Consider the following 25,702-nt stretch of genomic DNA (forward strand, 5'->3'; position numbering starts at 1 on the left):
ATGCAACGAGCGTCACGATTCGCCCTGGGCGGCCTGTTGGCCGCCGCCTTCGCCGCCCTGGCCCCCCTGGCCCTGGCCACCACCCCCGAGGCCCTGGCGGAACGCCTCCAGGTGCGCGGCGAGCCGATGCCGGTGGAGAGCGTCACCGCCACGCCCCTGACGGGCTTTTTCGAGGTGCGCCTGGAGAACGGCGAGACCTTCTACAGCGACAGCAGCGGGCGCTTCTTCCTGGTGGGAGACATCTACGAGAATGGCGAGGCGGGGCTGGTCAACCTCACCGAGCAGGCTCGCAACGGTGAGCGGGCCGAGCGTCTGGCGCAGGTACCCGATGCCGAGCGGGTGATCTTCCGCGGTGCCGAGAGCCGGGCCACGGTGACCGTCTTCACCGATACCACCTGTCCCTTCTGCGTGCGCCTTCACGAGGAAGTGCCGGCGCTCAATGAGATGGGAATCGAGGTACACTATCTGGCCTTTCCGCGCAGCGGCATGGGCTCCCGGGGTGCCCGTGAGCTGCAGCAGATCTGGTGCGACGCCAATCCCAGCGAGGCGATGAACCTGGCCAAGGGGGGCGCTACCCTGGAAGGGGCCGCGGACTGCGACAATCCGGTCGAGGCCCAGTATCATCTGGGGATGGAGCTCGGCGTCCAGGGAACGCCGGCCATCGTGCTGCCCGATGGGCAGCTGGTGCCGGGCTATGTGCCCGCCGAGCGGCTGGCCGCCATGCTGGGCCTCGATGGCTAGGCGCCGCGCTTAGCGCCGGGGCCCCGGCCCCTGGCGTCATGATCAAGATGTTGAAGAGTGGCGGGCGTAGGCCGAGGCCGGAACCGCCACCGCTGGACCGCCGTCCGACGACCCGGGCGGAAACCGAACACTAAAGCAAGGGGATATCACGTTGAAACCGGTGAGAGTGGGAATCTGTGGCCTGGGTACCGTCGGTGGCGGCACCTTCAATGTCCTGACGCGTAACGCCGATGAGATCGCCCGGCGGGCCGGACGGCCCATCGTGATCGAGCAGGTGGCGATGCGTCGCGACAACCCGGACTGCGACACCACCGGCGTCAAGACCACCGCCGATGTCTTCGAGGTGGCCCGCAACCCCGACGTGGACGTGCTGGTGGAGCTGATCGGCGGCTACGAGGCGGCCCGAGAGCTGGTGCTCACCGCCATCGAGCATGGCAAGCACGTGGTCACCGCCAACAAGGCGCTGATCGCCGTGCACGGCAACGAGATCTTCCAGGCCGCCCACGAGAAGGGCGTGATCGTCGCCTTCGAGGCCGCCGTGGCCGGTGGCATCCCGGTGATCAAGTCGCTGCGCGAGGGCCTGGGCGCCAATCGCATCGAGTGGGTCGCCGGCATCATCAACGGCACCGGCAACTATATCCTCACCCATATGCGTGACGAGGGGCGGGCCTTCGAGGATGTCCTGGCCGAGGCCCAGGCCCTGGGCTACGCCGAGGCCGACCCCACCTTCGACGTGGAAGGCATCGATGCCGCCCACAAGCTGACCATCCTCGCCTCCATCGCCTACGGCGTGCCGCTGCAGTTCGAGAAGGCCTACACCGAGGGCATCTCCCGGGTCACCGCCGAGGACGTGGAGCAGGCCGATAACCTGGGCTACATCATCAAGCACCTGGGGATCTCCAAGCGCACCGAGCAGGGGCTGGAGCTGCGGGTCCACCCGACCCTGATTCCCAAGGAGCGCCTGCTAGCCAATGTGCATGGGGTCAAGAACGCCATCGCCGTGATGGGCGACGCCGTGGGCCCGACCCTCTACTACGGCGCCGGTGCCGGCGCCGAGCCCACCGCCTCGGCGGTGGTGGCCGACCTGCTCGACGTGGCCCGGGACATCACCACCGCCCACCACTACCGGGTGCCCTACCTGGCCTTCAGCGGCATCGACGAGGACGTCAGCCAACTGCCGATCCTGCCCATGGAGGAGATCAGCACCGCCTACTACCTGCGGCTGCTGGCGGTGGATCGTCCTGGCGTGCTGGCCCGGGTGGCGACCATCCTCTCCGAGCAGGGCATCTCCATCGAGGCGCTGATCCAGAAGGAGGCCACCGAAGGCGAGCTGGTGCCGATCATCCTGCTGACCCACCGCACCCGCGAGCAGCAGATGAACGAGGCGATCCGCCAGATCGAGTCCATGGCCGATATCGCCGGCCCGGTGACGCGGATCCGCGTGGAATCCCTGGACGAACACGAATAAGCCGGGCTCCGCCCGAGCGGTAAACCGAAAGCGAGACGCCGGACGTTGGAAGAGAAGCAACCCCAGCAGAGACTGGAGCGCTTCTAGCTACTACCGCTATCTGTCGCCGGATCGGCTCCGAGCGAGCAAAGGAATCGAACAATGCGCTATATCAGTACCCGCGGGCAGGCGCCCGCGCTCTCCTTCGAGGACGTGGTGCTCACCGGCCTGGCCAGCGATGGCGGCCTCTATGTGCCCGAGACCGTACCGCAGCTCTCCCACGAGGCGCTGGCCGAGATGGCCGGGCTCTCCTATGCGGAGATCGCCTTCCGGGTGATGAAGCCCTTCGTCAACGGCGAGATCGATGACGACACCTTCCGCGACATCGTCAAGGAGGCCTATGCCACCTTCAGCCATGACGCCGTGGTGCCGCTCAATCAGCTCGACGCCAACCACTTCCTGCTGGAGCTCTTCCACGGTCCGACGCTCGCCTTCAAGGACGTGGCCTTGCAGCTGCTCGGCCGTATCCTCGATCACTTCCTGAAGAAGCGCGGCGAGCGGGCGGTGATCATGGGCGCCACCTCCGGCGACACCGGCTCCGCGGCCATCGAGGGCTGTCGCCACTGCGACAACCTCGACATCTTTATCCTCCATCCCCATAACCGGGTCTCCGAGGTGCAGCGCCGCCAGATGACCTCGGTGCTGGCGGACAACGTCTTCAATATCGCCATCGAGGGCAACTTCGATGACGCCCAGGCGATGGTCAAGGCGAGCTTCGCCGACCAGGGCTTCCTGAACGGCACCCGGCTGGTGGCGGTCAACTCCATCAACTGGGCGCGGATCATGGCCCAGATCGTCTACTACGTGGCCTCCGCCGTGGCCCTGGGCGCCCCGCATCGCAAGGTGAGCTTCTGCGTGCCCTCGGCCAACTTCGGCAATGTCTTCGCCGGCTACATGGCCTACCGCATGGGGCTGCCGGTGGAGCGTTTCGTGATCGCCACCAACGCCAACGATATCCTGCACCGCACCCTGGCCGACAACGACTTCTCCAAGAAGGAGCTGGTGGCGACCCTGGCGCCCTCCATGGATATCGTCGTCTCCTCCAACTTCGAGCGCCTGCTCTTCGAGGCCTACGAGCGCGACGGCGATGCCGTGGCCGCGCTGCTGGAGCGCTTCCAGGCCGAGCCGACCGCCCTGGCGGACGCGCCCCTGGCCAAGCTACGCGAGATGTTCGCCAGCCATGGCGTGGATGACACCACCATCCTGGAGGTGATCCGCGAGGCGCATCACCGCACCCAGGAAATCCTCGATCCGCACACCGCCACCGGCTACCGGGCCGCGGAGCGCGAGCGGGGCGACGAAGCCGTGCCGATGATCACGCTCGCCACCGCTCACCCGGCCAAGTTCGCCGAGGCGGTGGTCAAGGCGGGCTTCCCCGGGGTGCCGCTGCCGCCGCATATGGATGACCTGCTGGAGCGCGAGGAGCGCTACACGGTGCTGCCGGCGGAGCTTTCCGCGGTGCAGCAATTTGTCGCCGATAATCGTCGCTAAAGCCGGAAGCCGGAAGCCGGAAGCGAGGGGCACCGGGGACAGGCCTGAAGGGGGTCCTATGCCAGGGATGGCATCGGTAGCGCCCAGGGAGGGGTTCACAGCGCCCCGAACAGGCCTGTCGCCGGATCAGCCCCGAGCGGGCATATGCCCCTCAACATCGTGTGCCTACCTGCAGGAGCCTGATTTGAGTGCCGCCAGTGATCCCGTGGAGTTGAGTGAGCGGCTACGACCGCGGATTCAGCCGCGTCCCTTGAACCAGGCCCTCTATGCCCGGGCCCAGCAGGAGGGCCTCTCGGAGCTCCAGGCGCGGATCCTCGCCGGGCGCCTCGACGACTACCGTGGCGAGCTGGCCCCGCTGATCTCGCCCAGTCTGCGCCACCTGGCCCATCCCGAGCGGCTGGCCGATGGCCGTCGAGCCGCCGAGCGCATCGCCCAGGCGGTGGCCGAGGGCGAGCATATCGGCATCCTCACCGACTATGACGTGGACGGCATCACCTCCCATGTGGTGATCCGGCGGACCCTGCACGAGCTGTTCGGGGTGCCCGAGGCCAAGCTGCATAGCCTGATCGGTCACCGTATCCATGACGGCTACGGCATCAGCCTGCCGCTGGTGGAGCGCACCCTGGCACTCTCGCCGCGGCCCAGCCTGGTGATCACCGCCGACTGCGGCAGCTCGGATGAGCCGCGCATCGCCCGCCTGGCCGCCGAGGGGGTCGAGGTGGTGGTCACCGATCACCACGCCCTGCCCCTGGAGGGCCCGCCGGCCTCGGCCTATGCCACCGTCAATCCCACCCGGGACGACTGCGACTACCCGGACCCGACCATCGCCGGCTGCATGGTGGCCTGGCTGGTGATGTCGCTGACCCGCGGCGTGCTGATCGACTGGGGCGTGCTGCCCGAGGCCACCCCCAAGCTCTCTCCCTGGCTCTCCTATGTGGCCCTCGGCACGGTGGCGGACTGCGTGTCGCTGGGCGGCAGCCCCGCCAATCGCGCCGTGGTCAGCCATGGCCTGGCGCTGATCAACCGCCAGGAGGCCGCCTGCTGGCGCACCATGGCGGCGCGCCTGGGCCCCGATAGCCTGCCCTTCGACGCCGAGACCCTGGCCTTCCAGATGGGGCCGCGCATCAATGCCCGCTCGCGGCTCGACGACCCCTATGCGGCCCTGCACTTCATGCTGGCCGCCGATGACGCCACCGCGGCGCGCCACCTGGAGACCCTCGATCAGGACAACCAGTCGCGCAAGGCGATCGAGGCGGAGATGACCGAGCAGGCCAAGGCCCTGGCCCGGGCGCCGCTGGCCGAGGACGCTCCGGCCCTGGTGCTCTTCCTGGAACAGGGCCATGCGGGGGTGCAGGGCATCGTCGCCTCGCGGCTGGTGCAGGCCTACGGCCGGCCGACCCTGGTGCTGACCCCCGCCGCGGCCCCGGGCATGCTGACCGGCTCCGGACGCTCCATCGAGGGGCTGCACCTGCGCGACGCCCTGCAACGCGCCCATGAGCTGGCCCCCGAGGCACTGCCGCGTTTCGGCGGCCACCGCGGTGCCGCCGGGGTGGGGGTGCCCCGGGAGCGGCTGGACGCCTTCCGCGTGGCCGTGCTGACGGCGGTGGCGGAGCAGCTCGGCGGCGCCGAGCTCTACCCCAGGGTGCTGACCGACGGGGCCCTGGCCCCCGAGCAGCTCAGCCTCGCCACCCTGGAGAGCCTCGACGCCCTGGGCCCCTATGGCCGGGAGTTCGAGGCGCCGCTCTTCGAAGGGGATTTCCTGGTGGAGTCGCTGCGCCCGGTGGGCGCCGACGGCAGCCACCTGATGATGGACCTCTCCCTGGGGCGCATGAGTCATCGGGCGATCTGGTTCCGCGCCCTGACCCCTGGCGAGCTGCCCGCCTTCGGCCTGGGCGACCGCCTGCGTTGCGCCTACAAGCTCAATCGCAACCGCTGGAAGGGACGCGAGTCGCTGCAGCTGATGGTGGAGCACGCCGAGCCGATCTAGGCGGGGCTCAGTAGCTCGGCCAGATCCCCGGGGTGGCCAGCTCCAGCAGGTGGTCGTCGGGGGCGCGGGGGTATCAAGAGCAGGCTCTCACGCTTTATCGAGCGTCGGCTCAGTATCTCGGCCCTTAGTATCTCGACCCTTAGTCGCTCGGCCCTTAGTAGCCTGGCCAGATCCCCGGGGTGGCCAGCTCCAGCAGGTGATCGTCGGGGTCGCGGAAGTAGATGCTCTCCCCGCCCCGGGGCCAATGGGTGCGCCCCTCGATGGCGATATGGTGGCGTGCCAGCCGGGCTTGCCACTCCGCCAGTCTCTCCCGATCGATGGCGAAGGCGAGGTGGATGTGCCCGCCGCCGCCGTGGGGCGGGATGGTGCCCATCTCCCCGGGCAGCACCACCGTCTCCTCGGTGGCCCCCTTCAGGAAGAGCAGCAGCACCGAGCCTGCGCCGACCTCGTAGGCGGTAAAGCGATGATCGGCGGTGACGGGGGCCAGCCCCATCACCGTTTCGTAGAAGTCCCGGGCGGTCGCCATCTCCGCCACATAGAGGGCGCTTTCCAGTACGCCGTTTAACTTGGCCATCGGCCTGCCTCCTAGCTCCTGGCGTTGCTTTTAGCGTAGCCAGAACCACCAGACGATGGCGGCGATCAGCGCCAGGCCCGCCAGATTGATCAACCAGGTCATGACGTGGCCTCCTGTGAGGGGGTGGCGCGGGGCGGGGCGCCCGGCGTGCCGAGCCTGAGCAGCCGCAGGCGATTGGCGTTGCTGACCACGGTGATCGACGAGAGCGACATGGCGGCCCCGGCGATCATCGGCGACAGCAGCAGGCCGGTGAAGGGGTAGAGCACCCCGGCGGCGATGGGGATGCACAGGGTGTTGTAGCCGAAGGCCCCGATCAGGTTCTGCTTGATATTGGCGAGCGTCGCCCGGCTGATCTCGATGGCATCGGCCACGCCGTGCAGGGAGCCGCGCATCAGGGTGATGCCGGCGCTCTCGATGGCCACGTCGGTGCCCTGGCCGATGGCGAAGCCCACATTGGCCCGGGCCAGGGCCGGGGCGTCGTTGATGCCGTCGCCGACCATGCCCACCACCTCGCCGGCGTTCTGCCGTCGCTCGATCTCGGCATGCTTGTCCTCGGGCAGCAGGCCCGCCCGGAAGTCGTCGATGCCCACCTCGGCGGCGATGGCGGCGGCGGTGTGGCGGTTGTCACCGGTCAGCATTACCACCCTGAGGCCATCGGCCTGCAGGCGGCGGATCGCTTCGACGGTATCGTGGCGCAGGGGATCGCTGATCCCGAAGAGGGCGGCCAGTCGTCCGTCCACGGCGAAATACACCACGGTACGCGCCTGGGCCTCCAGGGCATCGGCCTGCGCCCTGCCAGCGCTCAGGTCGATACCCGCCTCCTCCAGCAGGCGGGCGTTGCCCAGCAGCAGTGGCCGGCCGGCGTCGTCGACGGCCCGGACGCCGCCGCCGGTAATGCTCTCGAAGTCGCGGATCTCGGTGGTGGTATCGCCGATCCGCGCCTCGCAATGGCCCAGCAGGGCGCTGGCCAGGGGGTGCTCGGAACCGCGCTCCAGGGCCGCCACCAGGCGCAGGACCGGCGCCTCGTCAGCGGCCAGGATCTCCGCCTCGGTGACGCTCGGCTTGCCCTCGGTGAGGGTGCCGGTCTTGTCCACCACCAGGGTGGTAAGCCGGCTGGCGGTCTGCAGCGCCTCGCCGTTTCTCACCAGCACGCCCCGCTCGGCGGCCTTGCCGACGCCGATCATGGTGGAGATGGGCGTGGCCAGGCCCAGGGCGCAGGGGCAGGCGATGATCAGCACCGTGGTGGCGGTGACCAGCATATGAATGACCCGCGGCTCGGCGCCGATATTGAACCAGGCCAGCGCCGTCAGCACGGCGACGATCATCACCGTCGGCACGAAGATGCTGGAGACCTTGTCGGCCAGCTCACCGATGGGGGGACGGGAGTTCTGGGCGCTGGCCACCTGCTCGGTGATCTGCCCGAGCCGGGTGCCGGCGCCGACCCGGGTGGCGCGATAGACCAGGCCGCCGCGGCCGTTGACGGTGCCGGCGCTGACCTCGTCGCCCTCACCCTTGGCCACCGGGGCCGGCTCGCCGGTGAGCATCGACTCGTCGATATGGCTGCTGCCTTCCACCACCACGCCATCCACCGGCAGGCGCTCGCCGGGGCGCACGCGAATCTGGTCGCCCTCGCGCACCGCATCGATCTCCACCTCCCGCTCTTCGCCATCGCGAATCACCCGGGCGCTGCGGCTCTGCAGGTCGAGCAGGCGCTTCAGGGCCTCGCTGGTGCGCCCCCGGGCCCTGAGCTCCAGGGCATTGCCCAGCAAGACCAGGCCGATCACCATCGCCGAGGCCTCGAAGTAGATGCCGTGGGCCACGGCCGGCAGCCAGGGGGCGAAGGCCACCACCGCCATGGAGTAGAGCCAGGCGGTACCGGTGCCCATGGCGATCAGGGTATCCATATTGGCCTGATGGTGACGGAAGTTCTTCCAGGCGTTGATAAAGAAATGGCGGCCGGGGCCGGCCAGTACCGCCAGCGTCAGCAGGCCGATCACCAGCCAGAAGAGTCGCCCCGGGCCCACCGGATGGGGGTGAAAGACGAACATGCTGGCCATCAGCGGCACGGCCAGTGCCAGCGACCAGGCACTGCCGCGCAGGCGGCGACGATACTCCTCGGCATCCTTGGCGGCGCGGGCGGCCTCGGCCTGGCGCAGGTCGAGGATTTCCTCGGCGTCATAGCCCGCCGAGCGCACGGCCCGGATCAGGGCCTCGGCCTCGACGCGGCCACGGACCTGGGCGGTGCGAGTGCCGAAGTTGACGCCGGCGTTGACCACCCCCGGGGTGCGCTCCAGGGCCTGCTGCACGCTCTTCACGCAGCTGGCGCAGGTCATGCCGGTGATCGAGAGCCGCTGGGTCGCATGCCCCGCCGTCGCCGGGGCGCCGGGGCGCGCTTCGGCGATGGCCGGTTCGTCCTTGTCGGCAGCCTCGGTGGCCTGCGGTGCGTCACTCGATGCCGTCTCGGGGGGATAGCCGGCCCCGGCGAGGAGGGCGTCGAGGGCTCGGCCGTCCAGCGAGGAGGTGACGGTGAGGCGCTTCTCGGCGGGCTCCCCCACCACCTCGGCCCCGGCATCCCGGGCCTGAATCGCCTCGCGTAGGCGCTTGACGCAGCCCTGGCAGCTGATGCCAGGGACGGTGCGCTCCAGTGAATGACGAGGGCTCATGGCGTCTCCTTCCGGGGGTGGGGATCGGGTGAAGCGTCATTTGGCGACTCGGGGAAGCTCTCGATCAGGCGACACAGGCTATGGCCATCCGGGGTGCCGTCGGGCATCTCTGCCCAGGCCGCCAGCGCCTGCTCCATGCGGGCGGCCAGGGCCTGCAGTTCCTGGATGCGGGCGTGGATCTCCGGCAGCCGGCTGGCCAGCAGGTCGCGGACCAGGGGGCAGGGGGAGTCGCCCTGGTCGGCATGGGCGAGGATGTCGCGGATCTCGGCGATGCTGAAGCCCAGGGTGCGGGCACGCTGGATAAAGCGCAGCCGCTCCAGGTCCCGGGTGCCGTAGCGCTGATAGCCGTTGTCCGGGTCGCGGGAGGGGTGCAGCAGTCCCTCCCGGGTGTAGTGACGGACCGTCTCGCCGGTGACCTCGGCGGCTCGGGCCAGCTCGATGACTTTCATGGCGTCTCTCGCGGGGCGAAGGTTACCAGGGAGTGTAAGACCTGTGTGTTACACCTAGGTCAAGCACCGAATATCGGGTCGACAAGGGCTCTTGGTGTATTCGACAACTCATTGAAAGTTCAAGAAATCAAACAGTCGTGCGACCAAAGTATTAGCAAAAAAGGCATTAAAACGAACGTTTGGCCTTGATCTGTCCCTGGGGTTGCGCCAACACTGGGAGCACGTCATCGCCCGCCGGCGCGGGTTTATAACAACGCACAGCTCACCCCTGAAAAGGATGTCGTGATCATGCAGAACAAGCTCAACAAGCTCTCCTGGGCCGTGGCCATCGCCGCCGCCACCTTTGCCGGTCAGGCCCATGCCGGCGGTTATCAGATCAACGAACAGAGTGTCAGCGGCCAGGGCTATGGCCACGCCGGACGTAGCTCCAACGTCAATGACGCCACCATCGTCTTCGGCAACCCGGCGGGCATGTCCTTCCTGGATCGCGCCCAGGTCACCGCCGGGGGTACATACCTTAACGTCAATAGCCGGATTCGGAATGTGCAGGCCAATGCCATGCTCGATAGTGGCTTTGCCATGACTGGAGATCCGGCTAATGCTAGCGGCCAACAAATTCCTGTCGGCGATATTCCGGGAACCAATCAGGGCGATATGGTACCGGGGACCCTGGTGCCCTTCGCCTTCTATGCCCAGCCGCTGAACGAGCGCCTGGCCTTCGGCTTCGGCGTCTATGCCCCCTTCGGCTCCAAGACCGATTATGAAGATACCTTCCAGGGCCGCTACTTCGGTGACTATACCGAAGTGCGGGTGATCAGCGCCCAGCCGACCCTCTCCTACCGCATCAACGACCAGTGGGCGGTGGGGGCCGGTATCACCTATAACCGGGTCGATGGCGAGCTGCGCCGGCGGGTGCCGGGAGATCCCGCCCAGCCCTTCGACCCCTCCGCGGATGTCGATTCCCGGGTCGAGGGGGATGACGATGGCTGGGGCTATAACCTGGGGGTGATCTTCCAGCCGGTGCCGGAAACCACCCTGGGCCTGACCTATCGCTCCAAGGTCAGCTATACCCTGACCGGCGATTTCCGGGCCACGGCACCGGATGGGAGCGTTGCACTCGATCCCAATACCGGTGCCCCGCTGCAGGATAGTGCCAGCCTCGACCTGACCACCCCGGAGACCGTCAACTTCTCCGTGACCCAGCAGATGTCGGATCGCCTGAAGCTGATGTTTGGCGCCTCCTGGACCCGCTGGAGCCGCTTCGACCAGATCCTGGTCACCGGCAGCCAGGGGCAGCAGATCACCCAGGAAACCCAGAACTACTCCAATGCCTGGGCCTTTGCCCTGGGCGGCGAGTACCAGCTGATGCCGCAGCTGGCGCTGCGCGCCGGGGTGACCATCGACCGCACCCCCACCGATGACGAGTTCCGCAGCGTGCGGATTCCCTCCGATGATCGGCGGATCTTCTCCCTGGGGGCCGGCTGGAGCCCGACGGATGACCTGACCCTGGACTTCGCCTACTCCTACCTGACCGAGCGGGGCACCCAGGTCAGCCAGGAGCGTGATGACCTTTATGCTGGGCTTGGCGGAGCGACCTACTCCGCCGACTACAAGAACGAGGCCCATGGCTTCGGGGCCCAGCTGACCTACCGCTTCTAAGTCAGCAGCCGTTAGTGCAGTACGCGACACCCGGCCTCGGCCGGGTGTCGCGCGTCTGGGGGTCAGGCGGCTTCGCCGTCGAGGAAGGCGGCCGCCATCAGCGCCCGGGTATAGGCCTGGCGAGGGGCGCGGAACAGCGACTCGGTGTCGCCCTGTTCCACCACCTCGCCGTGACGCATCACCACCACCTCGTCGGCCAGGGCCCGCACCACCGCCAGGTCGTGGCTGATAAAGAGGTAGGTGAGGTCGTGCTTGCGCTGCAGGTCGCGCAGCAGCTCGATCACCCGGGCCTGCACCGAGCGATCCAGGGCCGAGGTGGGCTCGTCGAGGAGCAGGAACTCCGGCTTGAGCACCAGGGCCCGGGCGATGGCGATGCGCTGGCGCTGACCGCCGGAGAACTCGTGGGGGTAGCGGTGACGGTGGTTTGGGTCCAGGGCCACCTCCTCCAGGGCCTGGACCACCCGGGCATCGCGCTCGGCCCGGCTCAGCAGGGGCTGGTGGACCCGTAGCCCCTCGCCGACGATCTCGCCCACCGTCAGGCGCGGCGACAAGGAGCCGAAGGGATCCTGGAAGACCACCTGCATCCGCGAGCGCAACGGGCGCATCCCGGCCCGGTCGAGGCGGGTGAGGTCGGTCGCGTCATAGCGGATCTCGCCACGGCTCTCCAGCAGCCGCAGCAGGGCGCGGCCCAGGGTCGACTTGCCGGAGCCGGATTCGCCGACGATGCCCAGGGTCTGGCCCCGACGCAGGCTCAGGTCGATGCCGCGCACCGCCTCGAAATAGCGCTCGGGGCCGAACAGACGCTTCTTGAGGGGGAAGCGCACCCGCAGGTCCTTGGCTTCCAGCAGCCGCGGCGCCGACTCGGGCACCGGTGCCTTGCGGCCCCGGGGCTCGGCCTCGATCAGCAGCCGGGTGTAGGGGTGGGCGGGCTCGGCGAAGAGCGACGCGGTCTCGCCCTGTTCCACCACCTCCCCCTGGCGCATCACGCAGACCCGGTCGGCCAGGTGGCGCACCACCCCCAGGTCGTGGGTGATAAAGAGGATCGCCATGCCGTAGCGGGCCTGGAGTGACTTGAGCAGGCCGAGGATCTGCGCCTGGACGGTGACGTCCAGGGCGGTGGTGGGCTCGTCGGCGATCAGCAGTCTGGGCTCGCAGGCCAGGGCCATGGCGATCATCACCCGCTGGCGCTGGCCGCCGGAGAGCTCGTGGGGGTAGCCGGCGTAGCGGCGCTCGGGCTCGGGGATGCCGACCTGTTCGAGCAGCTCCAGCACCCGGGCCTTGGCGGCGGCGCCGCGCAGCTCGGTGTGCTTGTGCAGCACCTCGCGGATCTGGGGGCCGATGCGTTGCAGCGGATTCAGCGAGGTCATCGGCTCCTGGAAGATCATGGCGATCTCGTTGCCGCGAATATGGCGCAGCCGGCGCGGCGTCACCGTCAGCAGCTCCTCCTCGCCCTGGCGGCCCCGCCACAGGATGCGCCCCCGGGGCCGGGCCAGGTCGGGGAGCAGGCCGAGGATGGCGGTGGAGGTCACCGACTTGCCGGAGCCGGATTCGCCCACCAGGGCCAGGGTCTCGCCGGGATGGATCGCCAGGCTGACCTCCTTGACCGCGGCCACCGGGCCCTGGGGCAGGTCGAAGTCGACCCGCAGGTTGTCGATCTCGAGTAGCGCTCGGGTCATCTCTTCCTCCATCAACGGGTCTTGGGGTCCAGGGCATCCCTCAGGCCATCGCCGAGGAAGTTGAGGCACAGCAGGGTCAGGGCCAGGAAGGCCGAGGGCACCAGCAGCATCCAGGGGGCGGTCTCCATCAGGTCCTTGCCCTCGCTGATCAGCACGCCCCAGCTGGTCAGCGGCTCCTGGACGCCCAGGCCCAGGAAGGAGAGGAAGCTCTCCAGCAGGATCACCTTGGGCACGGTGAGGGTGACGTAGACGATCACCGGCCCCAGGGTGTTGGGGATCAGGTGACGGGTGACGATGGTCCAGCCGCGTACGCCCAGGGCGTGGGCCGCCTCGACGAACTCGCGGCGCTTCAGGGCCAGCACCTGGCCGCGCACGATGCGCGACATGTCCAGCCACTCCACGGCACCGATGGCGGCGTAGATCAGCAGGATATTGCGGCCGAACACCACCATCAGCAGGATCACCAGGAACATGAAGGGCAGCGAGTACATGATGTCCACGAAGCGCATCATCAGGGCATCGGCGCGGCCCCCCAGGTAGCCGGCGATGGCGCCGTAGAGCACGCCGATCACCAGGGAGACCAGGGTCGCCACCAGGGCCACCGAGAGCGAGATCTGGCCACCGTAGAGGGTGCGGGTCAGCAGGTCGCGGCCATTGGCGTCGGTGCCGGCGTAGTGGCCGGCGGCGATGTCCGGGGGCGCCATGAAGGCGCTCCAGTTCACCTCGTCGAGCCCCCAGGGGGTGAGCCAGGGGCCCACCACGCAGGCCAGGGTGATCAGGACGAGCAGGATCAGGCTGGCCATGGCGGCGCGGTTCTGCTTGAGCCGGCGCCAGGCCTCGCGTCCCAGGCTGTCGCCCGCCGCGGCGGGGGCCTGGTCTTGGGTCAGGGCGGTATCAGTCATCATGGCGAATCTGCGGGTCCAGGGCGGAGTAGAGGAGGTCGACGACCAGGTTGAGCAGCACGATCAGGGCGCCGTAGAAGACCACGGTGCCCATCACCAGGGTGTAGTCCCGGTTGAGGGCGGCCTGGACGAAGTAGCGGCCGATGCCGGGGATGCCGAAGATCTGCTCGATCACCACCGAGCCGGTGATGATCCCGGCGATGGCCGGCCCCAGGTAGGAGACCACCGGCAGCAGCGCCGGGCGCAGGGCGTGGCGCAGGATCACCGCGGTCTCGGTGAGCCCCTTGGCGCGGGCGGTGCGGATATGGTGGCTGCCCAGCACCTCGATCATGCTGGCGCGCATCAGCCGGGCGATATAGGCGATCTGCTGGATCGACAGGGCGACGATCGGTAGCACCATGTTGCGCCAGTGGCCGTCGTTCCAGCCGCCCACCGGCAGCCAGGCCAGGAAGACCCCGAACACCAGGGCCAGCAGCGGGGCGATCACGAAGTTGGGCACGGCCACCCCGGCCAGGGCGGTGCCCATCACCAGGTAGTCGAGGCCGGAGTTGCGCTTGAGGGCGGCGATCACGCCCAGCGGCAGGCCGATGGCCAGGGCCAGGGCGATGGCCCACAGGCCCAGTTCCAGGCTCACCGGGAAGCCCTGGGCGATCAGTTCGGTGACGCTGAAGTCCTTGTACTTGAAGGAGGGGCCGAAATCGCCCTGGAGCAGGTTGCCCAGGTAGATCAGGTACTGCTTCCACACCGGCTGGTCCAGGTGATAGGCGGCCATCAGGTTGGCCTCGATCTCCGGCGGCAGGCTGCGCTCGCCGTCGAAGGGGCCGCCCGGGGCCAGGTGCATCAGGAAGAAGGCAAGGGTGATGACGATCAGTAGCGTCGGCACGGCATAGCAGAGCCGTTTCAGGGTATAGACGAGCATGAGGTCCCCCTGGCCCCGGAGGGTCCGGGGCCGGCATGCGGGTGAAGGAGGCGAAGGGGCCGTCGCGGAAGGCCGCGATGGCCCGGTTCGGGGCGCGTTGGCGTTACTCCTCGAAGCTCACCCTCCGGAAAGGGTAGATAGCCTCCGAAGTGGTTTCCCTCCGCCATGACGAGAGCGACGGGGTCATTGTCCGTCTTCGAAGCTCACCCACCGGGAGCGGTGGATATCCTCCAGGTTGTTCTCCCAGCCCGCGAGGGCCGGGTTCACCAGGTTGCGGGAGACGTAGTAGTAGATGGGCAGCACGGCACTGTCGCCCAGGGCCAGGGCCTCCGCCTCGCCCATCAGGGCGGCGCGGGCGGTCAGGTCCTGGGTCTCGGCGGCCTGGGCCATCAGGGCGTCGAAGTCGGCCTGGCTGTAGGCGCCATAGTTGTTGGCCACGCCGCTCTCCAGCAGGCTCAGGAAGTTCTGCGGGTCGTTGTAGTCGCCGATCCAGCCGGCCCGGCCCACGTCGAAGTCGCCGCGCCGCAGGTCGGCATAGTGCACCGCCACCTCGGAGTTGAAGAGCTCCACCTCGACGCCCAGGGGGCGCCACATGGCGGCGATGGCGATGGCCACGGTGCGATGATCCTCGCTGGTGTTGTAGCGCAGCTTGAGGCTCAGGGGGTTGTCGGGGCCGTAGCCGGCCTCCCGCATCAGCTCGCCGGCCCGGGCCAGGCGCGCCTCCTCGTCCAGGCCGTTGAGCGGCGAGGCCAGGCTCTGGTGGTGGTTGGCCCCCGGCGGCACGAAATGGTAGGCGGGCTGCTCGCCGGTGCCGAGGATCTGCTCGGTGATCACCTCGCGGCGCACCGCCAGGCTCAGGGCCTCGCGCACCCGCGGGTCGGCGGTGGGGTGGCCGTCCCGGGCGTTGAGGGCGTAGTAGTAGATGCCGAGATAGGGGGCGGTGTGGGTCGCCTCCGGCAGGTTCTCCTGGAGCCAGTCGTATTGCTGGGTGGGGAAGTCTCGGGCCACGTCGATCTCGCCGGCGCGGAAGCGGTTGAGGGCGGTGTTGCGCTCCTCGATGGGGAAGTAGATCACCTCGTCCAGGGCCACGTTCTCGGCATCGTGGTAGTGGGGGTTGCGCACCGCCTCGATGCGGGTCTGGGATTGCCAGCGCTGCAAGGTGAAGGGGCCATTGGAGACCAGAGTGCCGGCCCGGGACCAGCGGTCGCCATGCTCCTCGACCACATGCCGGGGCACCGGGTAGGCGGTGTAGTGGGAGAGCTGGTCCAGGAAGTAGGGGGTGGCCCGCTCCAGGGTGATGCGCAGGGTCTGGTCGTCCAGGGCCTCGACGCCCAGGCTTTCCGGTGCCATCTCGCCCGAGTAGACCGCCTCGGCGTGGCGGATCGGGTAGAGCAGGTAGGCGTAGTCGGCGGCGGTGGCTGGGTTCAGGATGCGCCGCAGGGCGAAGACGAAGTCGTCGGCGGTGAGCGGGGTGCCATCGGACCAGCGGGCCGACTCGCGCAGGTGGAAGGTGTAGACGGTGCCGTCCTCGGAGATCTCCCAGGACTCGGCGACGCCGGGAATCCGTTCACCGTCGGCGGCCTCGGTGATCAGCCCCTCGAAGAGGTCGCCTACCACGTCATTCTCCCAGGTACCGCTGATCTTGTGGGGGTCCAGGGAGGCGGGCTCGCCCATGATGGCGATGCGCAGGGTGTCGGCGTGGAGGGGGGCGGCGGCCAGGCCCAGGGTCAGGGCCAGCGACCCCAGCAGGGTGCGCGACTGAAGCATGATGATCTCTCCTTGATTTGTTCTTGTGCGGCGGGATCGCCGCCGCCCCACCATCAATAGCCTCGCCGGGTCCCCCGGGTCTATTTGAAATTCCGCATACGCGCATGACGATTTTCGATAGGCCGCGGCCCGGCGCGACGGGATAGCTGCGCGACGGCCGTTTCGCTACAATAATGCCCTTTCCGTACCGCCCGGCTCCGATGCCCTGTCGGGGCAGGGCGGGCGCTTGTTCACCGCAGATTCAGGCGAGACGCCCCCATGCTGGAAACCAACCCCATTCACAACCTCATCAAGGACCTGTCCGAGCGGACAGACGTCCTGAGGGGGTATCTTTGACTATGCCGAACGCAAGGATCGGCTAGAAGAAGTCACCCGCGAGCTGGAAGACCCCAACGTCTGGAACGACCCGGAGTACGCCCAGAAGCTCGGCAAGGAGCGAGCCTCCCTGGAACAGATCGTCCAGACCATCGACGAGCTCGACCAGGGCCTCGGCGACAGCCGCGACCTGCTGGAGCTGGCCGAGATGGAGGAGGACGAGGCCACCGTCGAGGAGGTGCGCAAGGAGCTCGAGGGGCTTCAGGAGGCCCTGGCAAAGCTGGAGTTCCGGCGCATGTTCTCCGGCGAGATGGACGAGAACAACGCCTACCTCGATATCCAGGCCGGCTCCGGCGGCACCGAGGCTCAGGACTGGGCCAATATCCTGCTGCGCATGTACCTGCGCTGGGCCGAGCACCACGGCTTCAAGGCCGAGATCATCGAGGCCTCCGCCGGCGAGGTGGCGGGCATCAAGTCGGCGACCATCCATGTCCAGGGCGACTACGCCTTCGGCTGGCTGCGCACCGAGACCGGGGTGCACCGCCTGGTGCGCAAGAGTCCCTTCGACTCCGGCGGGCGGCGTCACACCTCCTTCGCCTCGGTGTTCCTGTCGCCGGAGGTGGATGACAGCTTCGAGGTGGAGATCAACCCGGCGGACCTGCGCGTCGATACCTACCGCTCCAGTGGTGCCGGCGGCCAGCACGTCAACACCACCGACTCGGCGGTACGCATCACCCACGAGCCCACTGGCATCGTGGTGGCCTGTCAGAGCCAGCGCAGCCAGCACGCCAACCGCGACTTCGCCATGAAGCAGCTCAAGGCGAAGCTGTGGGAGCACGAGATGCAGAAGCGCAACGCCGCCAAGCAGGAGGCGGAGGAGTCCAAGGCCGATATCGGCTGGGGCAGCCAGATCCGCTCCTATGTGCTGGATGACCAGCGCATCAAGGACCTGCGTACCGGCGTGCAGACCAGCAACTGCGACAAGGTGCTGGACGGCGACCTGGACCAGTTCATCGAAGCCAGCCTTAAACAGGGGCTCTGACCCCTGCCCATTGTGGCGGGGCGGAGGCCTCGCTGCGATGGGCGCTTCTTCTCCGTTTCCGCCCGCCCTCTTTGCACAAGCTCAACTCGACTACAGGTAGCGACATGGCCAACCAGAGCCCCTCTACGGATAGCCCCCAGCAGGACGAGAACCACCTGATCGCCGAGCGCCGCGCCAAGCTGGCCGCGCGCCGCGAGAAGGCCGTTGCCCAGGGGGCGAGCGCCTTCCCCAATGACTTTCGCCGTGACAGCCAGGCCGCCGAGCTGATGGCCAAGCTCGGCGACAAGGCGAAGGAGGAGCTCGAGGCGCTGGGACGCCAGGCGGCGGTGGCCGGGCGCATCATGCGCAAGCGTGGCCCCTTTATCGTCATCCAGGACGTCTCCGGACAGATCCAGCTCTACGTGGACAAGAAGGGGCTGCCGGCCGAGGTGCTCGAGGACGTCAAGGGCTGGGACATCGGCGATATCGTCGCCGGGCGCGGGCCGGTGCACAAGTCCGGCAAGGGCGACCTCTATGTGATGATGGAAGAGGCCAGGCTGCTGACCAAGAGCCTGCGTCCGCTGCCCGACAAGTTCCACGGCCTCACCGACATGGAGGCGCGTTATCGCCAGCGCTACGTGGACCTGATCATGAACCCCGACTCGCGCCAGGTCTTCGAGGCCCGTGCCCGGGTGATCAGTGCCATGCGCCGCTTCTTCGAGGCCCGCGGCTTCATGGAGGTGGAGACCCCCATGCTGCAGCCGATCCCCGGCGGCGCTACCGCGCGCCCCTTCAAGACCCACCACAATGCGCTGGACATCGACATGTACCTGCGCATCGCCCCCGAGCTCTACCTCAAGCGCCTGGTGGTGGGGGGCTTCGAGAAGGTCTTCGAGATCAACCGCAACTTCCGCAACGAAGGCCTCTCCACTCGGCACAACCCCGAGTTCACCATGATCGAGTTCTATCAGGCCTACGCGGACTACAACGACCTGATGGACCTCACCGAGGCGATGCTGCGTAGCCTGACCCAGGAGGTGCTGGGCACCACCACCGTGGTCAACACCGTGCGCAACCGTGACGGCGAGGTGCTGGAGACCTTCGAGTACGACTTCGGCCGGCCGCTGCGCCGCCTGAGCGTCTTCGACTCGATTCTCGAGTACAACCCGGACATCCACGCCGAGGCGCTGGCCGACGAGAGCGCCGCCCGCCAGATCGCCGAGCGCCTGGATATCGACGTCAAGGATGGCTGGGGCCTGGGCAAGGTCCAGATCGAGATCTTCGAGAAGACCGTGGAGCATCGCCTTCATGAGCCCACCTTTATCACCGAGTACCCCACCGAGGTGAGCCCCCTGGCGCGGCGCAAGGACTCGAATCCCTTCGTCACCGAGCGTTTCGAGTTCTTCGTCGGCGGTCGCGAGATCGCCAACGGTTTCTCCGAGCTCAACGACGCCGAGGACCAGGCCGAGCGCTTCCGCGAGCAGGTGGCCGAGAAGGAGGCCGGCGACGACGAGGCGATGTACTACGACGCCGACTACGTGCGCGCGCTCGAATACGGCCTGCCGCCCACCGCCGGCGAGGGCATCGGCATCGATCGCCTGGTGATGCTGCTCACCGACAGCGCCTCGATTCGTGATGTGTTGCTGTTCCCGGCCATGCGCCCCGAGGTTGATTGAAGGGGCTTGCCTCCTTCCGCGCCCCTGAGGGGACAGGGCTATCATGCTTGGAATGGCTAAGGGGCGCTGGGGGCAGGTCGGAGCAAAGCGTCTTTTTCAGGGGTGAGGAAGGCCCTTCCGAACGGGTAGGCCATGGATGGCCTACCCCGGTCCTGCAAGCGGAGCAGGATGCGAGAGCGCCGCAGGAAAAAGTCGAGCGCCCAGGGAAGGGTTCACAGCGTCTTTGCGAGGGTCCGGCCGCCGGGTGCCTGTCCCCAGAATAGCCCCGGGCCTCAGCAGGTAGCCTGGTCGGAGGACTGAACCCAAGGGGAAGTATTGGTAACCGGGGGCCCTTGCGCCCATAATGCCCAGGAATCGTCATCGAGGAGAGTGCGATGAAACTGCTCAACCGCTCCGCCCTGAGCGTCAAGCCGACCCAGCCCTTCCTGGACTGGATCAACTCCCTGGAGCCCACGGTGGGCGAGGACGACCTGACCCTCGATGACGTCGATCGGGAGAGCACCGTCTACCTGATCCCCGAGATGGACACCCCGGAGGCCCTGCAGGCCTTCGTTCGCGAGCGTTACCTGGAGATCCTCGAGACCGAGCTGCGGGCCTGGGAAGAGGACGAACGGCTCTGGCCCGAGACCCTCGACTGGGCGCTGTTCCAGCGCTTCCTGCGGGTCGAGCACAGCTACCTGGCCATGGACCTGGACGACGAGGCGCCCCTGGAGATCTCCGAGTTCGACGATGCGTTGTTGATGGAGACCGACCAGGACTAGGACCAGGACGTTGTCGGGTGTAACGCCGACCTCCTCCCGATCCAAGACCGGCCATGGCCGGTCTTTTCGTTGTGCTGGCATCAATGGAAGCCCATGAGTCGACTCTTCTCCACGCGTCCCGGCGATGATGGCCTGCCGGGCCCCGAGCGCCGCCTGGCGGTGCTGACCCTGGTGCTGGGCACCCTGATCACGGTGGTGGACGTCACCATGATCAACGTGGCCCTGCCCTCCATCGCCCGCGACCTGGGCATCTCCGAGGCCCGGGCGGTATGGGTGGTGACCAGCTTCCAGCTGGTATGTGGCGCCAGCCTGCTGCTGTGCGCCGCCCTGAGTGAGCTGATGACCCGGCGCCGCCTCTACCTGGTGGGGCTGCTGCTCTTTTCGGTGGCCTCCCTGGGGGCGGCGCTCTCCAGCCGGCTCGAGCCCCTGCTGCTGTTCCGTGCCCTCCAGGGCCTGGGCGCCGCCGCCACCCTCTCCATCGGCCCCTCCCTCTATCGCCAGGTCTTCCCCTCGCGGCTGCTGGGAGCGGCCATGGGCTTCAGTGCCATGGTGGTGGCGGTGGGCTATGCCTCGGGGCCGGCCCTGGGCGGGCTGGTACTGGCGGTCGCCGACTGGCCCTGGCTGTTCGCCCTCAATGTGCCCCTGGGACTGGTCGCCGCCGCGGTGGCCTGGCGGGCCCTGCCCGCCGAGCCGCGCCGGAAGGGGGGCTTCGACCTGGCCGGGGCGCTGCTCTCGGCGGCCATGCTGGTGGGCTTCTTCCTGGCCATGGACGCCCTGGGTCATGGCGACGCCTGGGGGCTGGCGCTGCTGGCCCTGAGCCTGGCCTGCGGCGCGGGCTTCCTGGCCCGCCAGCGCCGCGCCCGCCACCCGCTGCTGCCGCTGGGGCTCTTCCGTGAGCCGCGCTTCGCCCTGGGCATCCAGGCCCAGGGGCTGACCTTTATCGCCCAGGGCCTGGTCTTCGTGGCGCTCTCCTTCTATTACCAGAAGGAGCTCGGCTACTCGCCCCTGCAGACCGCCTGGCTCTTCACCCCCTGGCCGCTGACCATCATGCTCACCGCGCCCCTGGCCGGACGCCTGGCGGACCGTGTCAATCCGGCCCTGCTGGCCAGCACCGGCCTCGGGCTGCTGATGAGCGGCCTGGCGGCCCTGGCGTTGCAGGGGGCCGAGGCGAGCCTCGCCGACAGCCTGTGGCGCATGGCGCTATGCGGCCTGGGCTTCGGGCTCTTCCAGGCCCCCAACAACCGCGAACTGATGAGCAGCGTGCCCCGGGAACGCAGCGCCAACGCCTCCGGGGTGATGAGCACCACCCGCACCCTGGGACAGTCCCTGGGGGTGGCCGTGGTCGGCCTGGTGCTGGCCACCGGCTGGCTGGCCTCGGTGCAGGCCACTCTCTGGCTGGGCTGTCTGGCCTGCCTGCTGGCATTGCTGGCCAGCCTGCGGCGACTCTCCCTGAGCGAGGCGGCGCGCCGCGAGGCCCATCGTCGGCGCCTGGCCGAATGAGTACAATGGTGACTCCTCCCATCCCCACAGCGAGACTCCCATGAGCGTACAGGCGTCCATCGAAGCGAAACTCCAGGCCCTCGAGCCCAGCGTGCTGGTGGTGGAGAACGAGAGCCACAAGCACCATGTGCCGCCCGACTCCGAGACCCACTTCAAGGTGACCCTGGTCTCCGAGCGCTTCGGCGGCATGCTGCCGGTCAAGCGCCACCAGCAGATCTATGCCCTGCTGGCCGACGAGCTGGCCGGTCCCGTTCACGCCCTGGCGCTGCACCCCTACACCCCGGAGGAGTGGGCCGCCCGGGGTGGCGAGCGCCCCGACTCCCCGAACTGCCGCGGCGGCGGCCGGTGATCAACGAACCGCAGCGCCTCCAGTACCTGGAGGCCATGGGGCTGACCGCCTGGACGGCCCGCTACCGGCTGCCCGGGGCGGCCGAGACGCCGGCCTGCGACTGGCCCGAAGAGGCGTCGGCCCCTGCCCAGGCGCCCCAGGCCCGGCTGCAGGCGTTATTGCAGGAGCCGGTACCGCGCCGTGAGGTCCCCGAGGCGACGCCCGGTGCGCCTAACGAGCCGGCGCCCCGGGGCATGACCGAGCCGGGGCCGGGGCGGGCCAAGGCCCTGTTGGGCGAGGCGCCCCAGGCCCCGGCGGCCAAGCCGTCGGAAGCCCAGGCTCAGACGCCGCCCGCCGAGTCCACTTCCGCGGTGGAACCCCGACAGGCGCTACGCTTCTCCGTGCAACTGATGGCCCTGGAGGGGCGCTGGCTGCTGCTCCTGCCCGAGGCGCCGGATGCCGCGCAGCAACGCCTGCTGAATAACCTGGGGCGTGCCGCCGGCCTGCCCCTGGCGGCGCCGGCCTTGCAGCGCTTCGACTGGCCGCTGATGGAGGGGCTGCCGGTGGAGGCGCCCCTGGAGGAGGCCCGGGAAGGGCTCAAGGCCTTTATCGCCGGGCGTGGCTGGCGCCCGGAACGGCTGCTGGCCTTCGGCCTCTCGCCGGAACTGGATCAGGTGCTGGCCATCGACGGCGAGCAGAGCGAGGGGCTGGGGTTGCCCGCCTGGCAGGGGCCGAGTCTCGCCGAACTGGCCGGCGATGCCGAGGCCAAGCGGGCCCTCTGGCCGCGGCTGTTCGCCCTGGGGCGGGACTGGGCCGACGATGGCGATGCCTGAGCTCGTGCGCCTGGTCGGGGGAGACCTCCCGGACTTGCTGGCCCTGGAGCGGGCCGGGCAGCCCCACCCCTGGAGCGAGCGCCAGTTGGCCGATGCCCTGGCGGACGAGGCGGCATGGGTCTGGGGAATTCGCGACGGGGCGGCCCTGCTGGGGCAGGCGATCGTCTACCGATTGCCCTTCGAGGCGGAGTTGCAGGCCATCACGGTGTCGCCCCTGGCGCGACGCCGGGGACTGGCCCGGCGACTCCTGGCGGAGGTCGTCGCCACGGCTCGGGAGTGGGGCAGCGAGCGGTTGCTGCTGGAGGTACGGGCCGGCAATGCACCGGCCCTGGCGCTCTACCGGGTCGCCGGCTTCGCCGAGGACGGGCGTCGCCGGGGCTACTATCCCGGTGGGGCGGGAGCGCCCCGGGAGGACGCCGTGCTGATGTCGCTGGCGCTGGCGCCCTCGGAAGCGGCGCCTTAGGAGCCTAGGACTGGGCGGATGAACTGCCGCTATCCAGCTCCTGGAACTTGCTCAACAGGCCACTGAGGCGACGCTGCCACTCGTCGTGCTCCTGCTTCAGGCGGCTGTTTTCTTCGCGCAGCTCCTCGGCTTCCATCTTCAGCAGTTCCAGGGTTTCGACGGCCTGGGACACCTTCTGTTCGAGCTGGTTGAAGAGTTCGATACTCATCCTGTTTCTCCTGATCGCTGGGCGTGTGGCATGGGCCTACAGGGCGCAGCGTACGATGGCTGACGCGGCTCAGCAAGCGTCGCCGGCCGGCGACGGCGGGGCCTGGCGTAACTGGCGTTGGTAGAGGCGTCCCAGGGTGTCGCCGGCCTTGACCTCGCGATGCAGTCGCCAGTGGTCCGGCACCCTCAGCGCCAGCTCCTGCTCCACCTCCACATAGATCCAGGCGTCGGCCTCGAGCCAGCCGTTCTCCTCCAGGCCGACACAGGCCGCTTCCGCCAGGCCCTGACGAAAGGGCGGGTCGAGGAAGACCAGGTCGAAGGGGGTGGCGGGGCCGGCCAGGAAGGCCTCCGCGGCCTGAGTCAGGACCCGGCCCCGCTCGTCCGCCCCCAGGGTCGCCAGGTTGGCCGCCAGGCCCTGGGCCACGCGTGGCTCGCGCTCCACGAAGCAGGCCTGCCGGGCGCCCCGGGAGAGCGCCTCCAGGCCCAGGGCCCCGGTGCCGGCATAGAGGTCCAGCACCCGGGCGCCGGGGGTCACTCCGGTCAGCCAGTTGAACAGGGTCTCGCGGACCCGGTCCGGCGTGGGGCGCAGGCCGGGACTGTCGGGCACCGGCAGCTGGCGGCGGCGATAGTCGCCGCCGATGATGCGCAGCTTGCCGCGGCCAGCCGGGCCAGGCCCTGGGGCCGCTCCCCGGGACGAGGCGCGGCGGCGAGAGGGGGAGGAGGAGCGTCGTTTCATGGCCGGGATTGTACCCCCGGCCTTATCCATAGTCATGGCCGGGGTTACACCCCGGCCTTCGGGCTTAACCGCATCCACAGCGGAGGTCGGCGGCGGCGAGAGGCGGATGGGGTTCGTGGTGTTAGGGACGGGCCTGTCTCTCTGGCCTTATCCGCATCCACAGCGGTGGTTGGCAGTGGTAGGATGAGCCGATTCTTCAGACCTCGAGGTCAGATCCCCCCATGTTCGGATTTTTCAAGCGCAAGAAGAAACAGGAAGAGCAGCAGCAACAGGCCGAGGAGGCCCGGCTGGAGGAGTCCCAGGCGCCCGAGAGTGAAGCGGCAGATGCCGAGGACGAGGCCGAGACGCCGGTCGCCGAGGCCGCTCCCGAGGTAGAGGCGCCGTCGCGCGTCGACGAGACTGTCTCGCCTGAGCCTGAGCCTGAGCCTGAGCCTGAGCCTGAGCCCGAGCCCGAGCCCGAGCCCGAGCCCGAGCCCGAGCCCGAGCCGGCAGCAGTCGTCGAGGCCGAACCCGTGGCAGTCGAGAAGCCCGCGCCCGTGGCCGAGCCGGAAGAGGCGCCCAGGAAGAAGGGCTGGTTCGCTCGTATCAAGGCGGGGCTCGGCAAGACTCGCGCCAACCTGACCGACGGCATCGCCGACCTCTTCCTGGGCAAGAAGCAGATCGATGACGACCTGATGGAGGAGCTGGAGACCCAGCTGCTGATGGCCGACGTGGGCATCGAGGCCACCACCGAGATCATCGACAGCCTCACCGACCGGGTCTCCCGCAAGGAGCTCAAGGATTCCGAGGCCCTCTATCAGGCCCTGCAGGAGGAGCTGACCGCCCTGCTGGCGCCGGTGGCCCAGCCCCTGAGCCTGCCCCCCAGGGGCGAAGGCCCCTTCGTGATCCTGATGGTGGGCGTCAACGGCGTCGGCAAGACCACCACCATCGGCAAGCTCACCAAGCACTTCCAGGCCGAGGGGCGCAGCGTCATGCTGGCCGCCGGCGACACCTTCCGCGCCGCCGCGGTGGAGCAGCTCAAGGTGTGGGGCGAGCGCAACAGCGTGCCGGTGATCGCCCAGCATACCGGCGCCGACAGTGCCTCGGTGATCTACGACGCCCTGGCCGCCGCCAAGGCTCGCCAGGTGGACGTGCTGATCGCCGATACCGCCGGCCGGCTGCACAACAAGGGCCACCTGATGGAGGAGCTCAAGAAGGTGCAGCGGGTGATGGGCAAGCTGGATGCCCAGGCCCCCCACGAGGTGATGCTGGTGCTCGACGCCGGCACCGGCCAGAACGCCCTCTCCCAGGCCAGCACCTTCAACGAGGCGGTACCGGTCACCGGCATCACCCTGACCAAGCTGGATGGCACCGCCAAGGGCGGTATCATCTTCGCCCTGGCCAAGCAGCTGGGCACGCCGATCCGCTATATCGGCGTCGGCGAGTCCCTGGACGACCTGCGCCCCTTCGCCGCCGAGGAGTTCGTCGGGGCGCTCTTCGAGCGTGACGACGCCCGGCGTGACGACGCCCGGCGCGACGACGCCTGAG

At 68.7% G+C, this 25,702-nt stretch carries 22 protein-coding genes; 13 read left to right on the forward strand and 9 right to left on the reverse strand.

Going from position 1 to position 25,702, the window contains the following annotated elements:
- The 4 genes from IHD13_RS08140 to IHD13_RS08155 all read left to right on the forward strand — a co-directional run bounded on the left by IHD13_RS08140 (position 1) and on the right by IHD13_RS08155 (position 5,726).
- Positions 1-741 carry a DsbC family protein gene (locus IHD13_RS08140; protein WP_195860544.1) on the forward strand — a complete coding sequence of 247 codons (741 nt, stop codon included), beginning with the start codon at positions 1-3 and terminating at the stop codon, positions 739-741.
- 151 nt (positions 742-892) lie between these two features.
- Positions 893-2,209, forward strand: coding sequence for a homoserine dehydrogenase (locus IHD13_RS08145; protein WP_195860545.1), 1,317 nt, complete (start codon positions 893-895; stop codon positions 2,207-2,209).
- Between the two features lie 141 nt (positions 2,210-2,350).
- Positions 2,351-3,739, forward strand: a complete 1,389-nt coding sequence (thrC, locus tag IHD13_RS08150; protein ID WP_195860546.1) for a threonine synthase — start codon at positions 2,351-2,353, stop codon at positions 3,737-3,739.
- A gap of 184 nt (positions 3,740-3,923) precedes the next feature.
- Positions 3,924-5,726, forward strand: coding sequence for a single-stranded-DNA-specific exonuclease RecJ (locus IHD13_RS08155; protein ID WP_230086203.1), 1,803 nt, complete (start codon positions 3,924-3,926; stop codon positions 5,724-5,726).
- Between the two features lie 154 nt (positions 5,727-5,880).
- On the opposite strand, the gene IHD13_RS08160 is transcribed toward IHD13_RS08155, so the two are convergent.
- The 3 genes from IHD13_RS08160 to IHD13_RS08170 all read right to left on the reverse strand — a co-directional run bounded on the left by IHD13_RS08160 (position 5,881) and on the right by IHD13_RS08170 (position 9,412).
- Complete coding sequence (locus IHD13_RS08160; RefSeq protein ID WP_195860547.1) at positions 5,881-6,300, reverse strand: VOC family protein; 420 nt, start codon at positions 6,298-6,300, stop codon at positions 5,881-5,883.
- 98 nt (positions 6,301-6,398) lie between these two features.
- Positions 6,399-8,963: a heavy metal translocating P-type ATPase gene (locus tag IHD13_RS08165; RefSeq protein ID WP_195860548.1), complete on the reverse strand. Its 2,565-nt coding sequence runs from the start codon at positions 8,961-8,963 to the stop codon at positions 6,399-6,401.
- Positions 8,960-9,412, reverse strand: coding sequence for a MerR family transcriptional regulator (locus IHD13_RS08170; protein ID WP_195860549.1), 453 nt, complete (start codon positions 9,410-9,412; stop codon positions 8,960-8,962). Before IHD13_RS08170 ends, IHD13_RS08165 begins: the two co-directional genes overlap by 4 nt.
- A 288-nt stretch (positions 9,413-9,700) precedes the next feature.
- Between IHD13_RS08170 and IHD13_RS08175 the strand changes: the two genes are divergently transcribed.
- Positions 9,701-11,071: an OmpP1/FadL family transporter gene (locus IHD13_RS08175; RefSeq protein ID WP_195860550.1), complete on the forward strand. Its 1,371-nt coding sequence runs from the start codon at positions 9,701-9,703 to the stop codon at positions 11,069-11,071.
- Between the two features lie 62 nt (positions 11,072-11,133).
- On the opposite strand, the gene IHD13_RS08180 is transcribed toward IHD13_RS08175, so the two are convergent.
- The 4 genes from IHD13_RS08180 to IHD13_RS08195 form a co-directional block, all read right to left on the reverse strand.
- Positions 11,134-12,747 (reverse strand): ABC transporter ATP-binding protein, encoded by a 1,614-nt coding sequence (locus IHD13_RS08180; protein ID WP_195860551.1) that lies wholly within the window; start codon positions 12,745-12,747, stop codon positions 11,134-11,136.
- Positions 12,748-12,758: 11 nt separating this feature from the next.
- The gene (locus IHD13_RS08185) at positions 12,759-13,652 is read right to left on the reverse strand and encodes an ABC transporter permease subunit (protein ID WP_195860552.1); all 894 of its coding nucleotides are present in this window, start codon (positions 13,650-13,652) and stop codon (positions 12,759-12,761) included.
- Positions 13,642-14,568: an oligopeptide ABC transporter permease OppB gene (gene oppB, locus IHD13_RS08190; protein WP_195860553.1), complete on the reverse strand. Its 927-nt coding sequence runs from the start codon at positions 14,566-14,568 to the stop codon at positions 13,642-13,644. The genes IHD13_RS08185 and oppB overlap by 11 nt, the downstream gene beginning before the upstream one ends.
- Positions 14,569-14,751: 183 nt before the next feature.
- Complete coding sequence (locus tag IHD13_RS08195; RefSeq protein ID WP_195860554.1) at positions 14,752-16,335, reverse strand: peptide ABC transporter substrate-binding protein; 1,584 nt, start codon at positions 16,333-16,335, stop codon at positions 14,752-14,754.
- 258 nt (positions 16,336-16,593) lie between these two features.
- Between IHD13_RS08195 and prfB the strand changes: the two genes are divergently transcribed.
- From prfB to rimI, 7 genes are all read left to right on the forward strand, one after another.
- A protein-coding gene (gene prfB, locus IHD13_RS08200) for a peptide chain release factor 2 (protein WP_338578749.1) occupies positions 16,594-17,692 on the forward strand; the annotation gives its coding sequence in 2 pieces (ribosomal slippage) (positions 16,594-16,668 and positions 16,670-17,692; 1,098 coding nt in all).
- A gap of 104 nt (positions 17,693-17,796) precedes the next feature.
- Complete coding sequence (gene lysS, locus IHD13_RS08205) at positions 17,797-19,347, forward strand: lysine--tRNA ligase (RefSeq protein ID WP_195860555.1); 1,551 nt, start codon at positions 17,797-17,799, stop codon at positions 19,345-19,347.
- Positions 19,348-19,721: 374 nt separating this feature from the next.
- Complete coding sequence (locus IHD13_RS08210) at positions 19,722-20,108, forward strand: hypothetical protein (RefSeq protein WP_195860556.1); 387 nt, start codon at positions 19,722-19,724, stop codon at positions 20,106-20,108.
- A 93-nt stretch (positions 20,109-20,201) separates the two neighbouring features.
- The gene (locus tag IHD13_RS08215; RefSeq protein WP_195860557.1) at positions 20,202-21,608 is read left to right on the forward strand and encodes an MFS transporter; all 1,407 of its coding nucleotides are present in this window, start codon (positions 20,202-20,204) and stop codon (positions 21,606-21,608) included.
- 40 nt (positions 21,609-21,648) lie between these two features.
- Positions 21,649-21,957: a BolA family protein gene (locus IHD13_RS08220; RefSeq protein ID WP_195860558.1), complete on the forward strand. Its 309-nt coding sequence runs from the start codon at positions 21,649-21,651 to the stop codon at positions 21,955-21,957.
- Positions 21,954-22,769 (forward strand): hypothetical protein, encoded by an 816-nt coding sequence (locus IHD13_RS08225; RefSeq protein ID WP_195860559.1) that lies wholly within the window; start codon positions 21,954-21,956, stop codon positions 22,767-22,769. Before IHD13_RS08220 ends, IHD13_RS08225 begins: the two co-directional genes overlap by 4 nt.
- On the forward strand, positions 22,762-23,232 hold the full coding sequence (gene rimI, locus IHD13_RS08230; protein ID WP_326838329.1) for a ribosomal protein S18-alanine N-acetyltransferase: 471 nt from the start codon (positions 22,762-22,764) through the stop codon (positions 23,230-23,232). The genes IHD13_RS08225 and rimI overlap by 8 nt, the downstream gene beginning before the upstream one ends.
- 4 nt (positions 23,233-23,236) lie before the next feature.
- On the opposite strand, the gene IHD13_RS08235 is transcribed toward rimI, so the two are convergent.
- Complete coding sequence (locus IHD13_RS08235; protein WP_195860561.1) at positions 23,237-23,440, reverse strand: cell division protein ZapB; 204 nt, start codon at positions 23,438-23,440, stop codon at positions 23,237-23,239.
- Between the two features lie 69 nt (positions 23,441-23,509).
- The gene (gene rsmD, locus IHD13_RS08240) at positions 23,510-24,175 is read right to left on the reverse strand and encodes a 16S rRNA (guanine(966)-N(2))-methyltransferase RsmD (protein ID WP_195860562.1); all 666 of its coding nucleotides are present in this window, start codon (positions 24,173-24,175) and stop codon (positions 23,510-23,512) included.
- Between the two features lie 221 nt (positions 24,176-24,396).
- On the opposite strand from rsmD, the gene ftsY reads away from it, so the two are divergent.
- Positions 24,397-25,701, forward strand: a complete 1,305-nt coding sequence (ftsY, locus tag IHD13_RS08245; RefSeq protein WP_195860563.1) for a signal recognition particle-docking protein FtsY — start codon at positions 24,397-24,399, stop codon at positions 25,699-25,701.
- The last annotated feature ends 1 nt before the right edge of the window (position 25,702 follow it).

This window comes from Halomonas sp. 328, from assembly GCF_015645095.1.
In the GTDB taxonomy this organism is placed as follows: Bacteria; Pseudomonadota; Gammaproteobacteria; order Pseudomonadales; family Halomonadaceae; genus Bisbaumannia.

Excerpts from the sequence above, each read along its gene's own strand:
- IHD13_RS08195 (WP_195860554.1), bottom strand. The coding sequence starts at position 16,335 with ATGCTTCAGTCGCGCACCCTGCTGGGGTCGCTGGCCCTGACCCTGGGC.
- IHD13_RS08175 (WP_195860550.1), top strand. The coding sequence starts at position 9,701 with ATGCAGAACAAGCTCAACAAGCTCTCCTGGGCCGTGGCCATCGCCGCC.
- oppB (WP_195860553.1), bottom strand. The coding sequence starts at position 14,568 with ATGCTCGTCTATACCCTGAAACGGCTCTGCTATGCCGTGCCGACGCTA.
- ftsY (WP_195860563.1), top strand. The coding sequence starts at position 24,397 with ATGTTCGGATTTTTCAAGCGCAAGAAGAAACAGGAAGAGCAGCAGCAA.
- IHD13_RS08160 (WP_195860547.1), bottom strand. The coding sequence starts at position 6,300 with ATGGCCAAGTTAAACGGCGTACTGGAAAGCGCCCTCTATGTGGCGGAG.
- thrC (WP_195860546.1), top strand. The coding sequence starts at position 2,351 with ATGCGCTATATCAGTACCCGCGGGCAGGCGCCCGCGCTCTCCTTCGAG.
- IHD13_RS08180 (WP_195860551.1), bottom strand. The coding sequence starts at position 12,747 with ATGACCCGAGCGCTACTCGAGATCGACAACCTGCGGGTCGACTTCGAC.
- IHD13_RS08165 (WP_195860548.1), bottom strand. The coding sequence starts at position 8,963 with ATGAGCCCTCGTCATTCACTGGAGCGCACCGTCCCTGGCATCAGCTGC.
- IHD13_RS08170 (WP_195860549.1), bottom strand. The coding sequence starts at position 9,412 with ATGAAAGTCATCGAGCTGGCCCGAGCCGCCGAGGTCACCGGCGAGACG.
- rsmD (WP_195860562.1), bottom strand. The coding sequence starts at position 24,175 with ATGAAACGACGCTCCTCCTCCCCCTCTCGCCGCCGCGCCTCGTCCCGG.
- IHD13_RS08210 (WP_195860556.1), top strand. The coding sequence starts at position 19,722 with ATGAAACTGCTCAACCGCTCCGCCCTGAGCGTCAAGCCGACCCAGCCC.
- IHD13_RS08235 (WP_195860561.1), bottom strand. The coding sequence starts at position 23,440 with ATGAGTATCGAACTCTTCAACCAGCTCGAACAGAAGGTGTCCCAGGCC.
- rimI (WP_326838329.1), top strand. The coding sequence starts at position 22,762 with ATGCCTGAGCTCGTGCGCCTGGTCGGGGGAGACCTCCCGGACTTGCTG.
- IHD13_RS08215 (WP_195860557.1), top strand. The coding sequence starts at position 20,202 with ATGAGTCGACTCTTCTCCACGCGTCCCGGCGATGATGGCCTGCCGGGC.
- IHD13_RS08185 (WP_195860552.1), bottom strand. The coding sequence starts at position 13,652 with ATGATGACTGATACCGCCCTGACCCAAGACCAGGCCCCCGCCGCGGCG.
- lysS (WP_195860555.1), top strand. The coding sequence starts at position 17,797 with ATGGCCAACCAGAGCCCCTCTACGGATAGCCCCCAGCAGGACGAGAAC.
- IHD13_RS08140 (WP_195860544.1), top strand. The coding sequence starts at position 1 with ATGCAACGAGCGTCACGATTCGCCCTGGGCGGCCTGTTGGCCGCCGCC.
- IHD13_RS08220 (WP_195860558.1), top strand. The coding sequence starts at position 21,649 with ATGAGCGTACAGGCGTCCATCGAAGCGAAACTCCAGGCCCTCGAGCCC.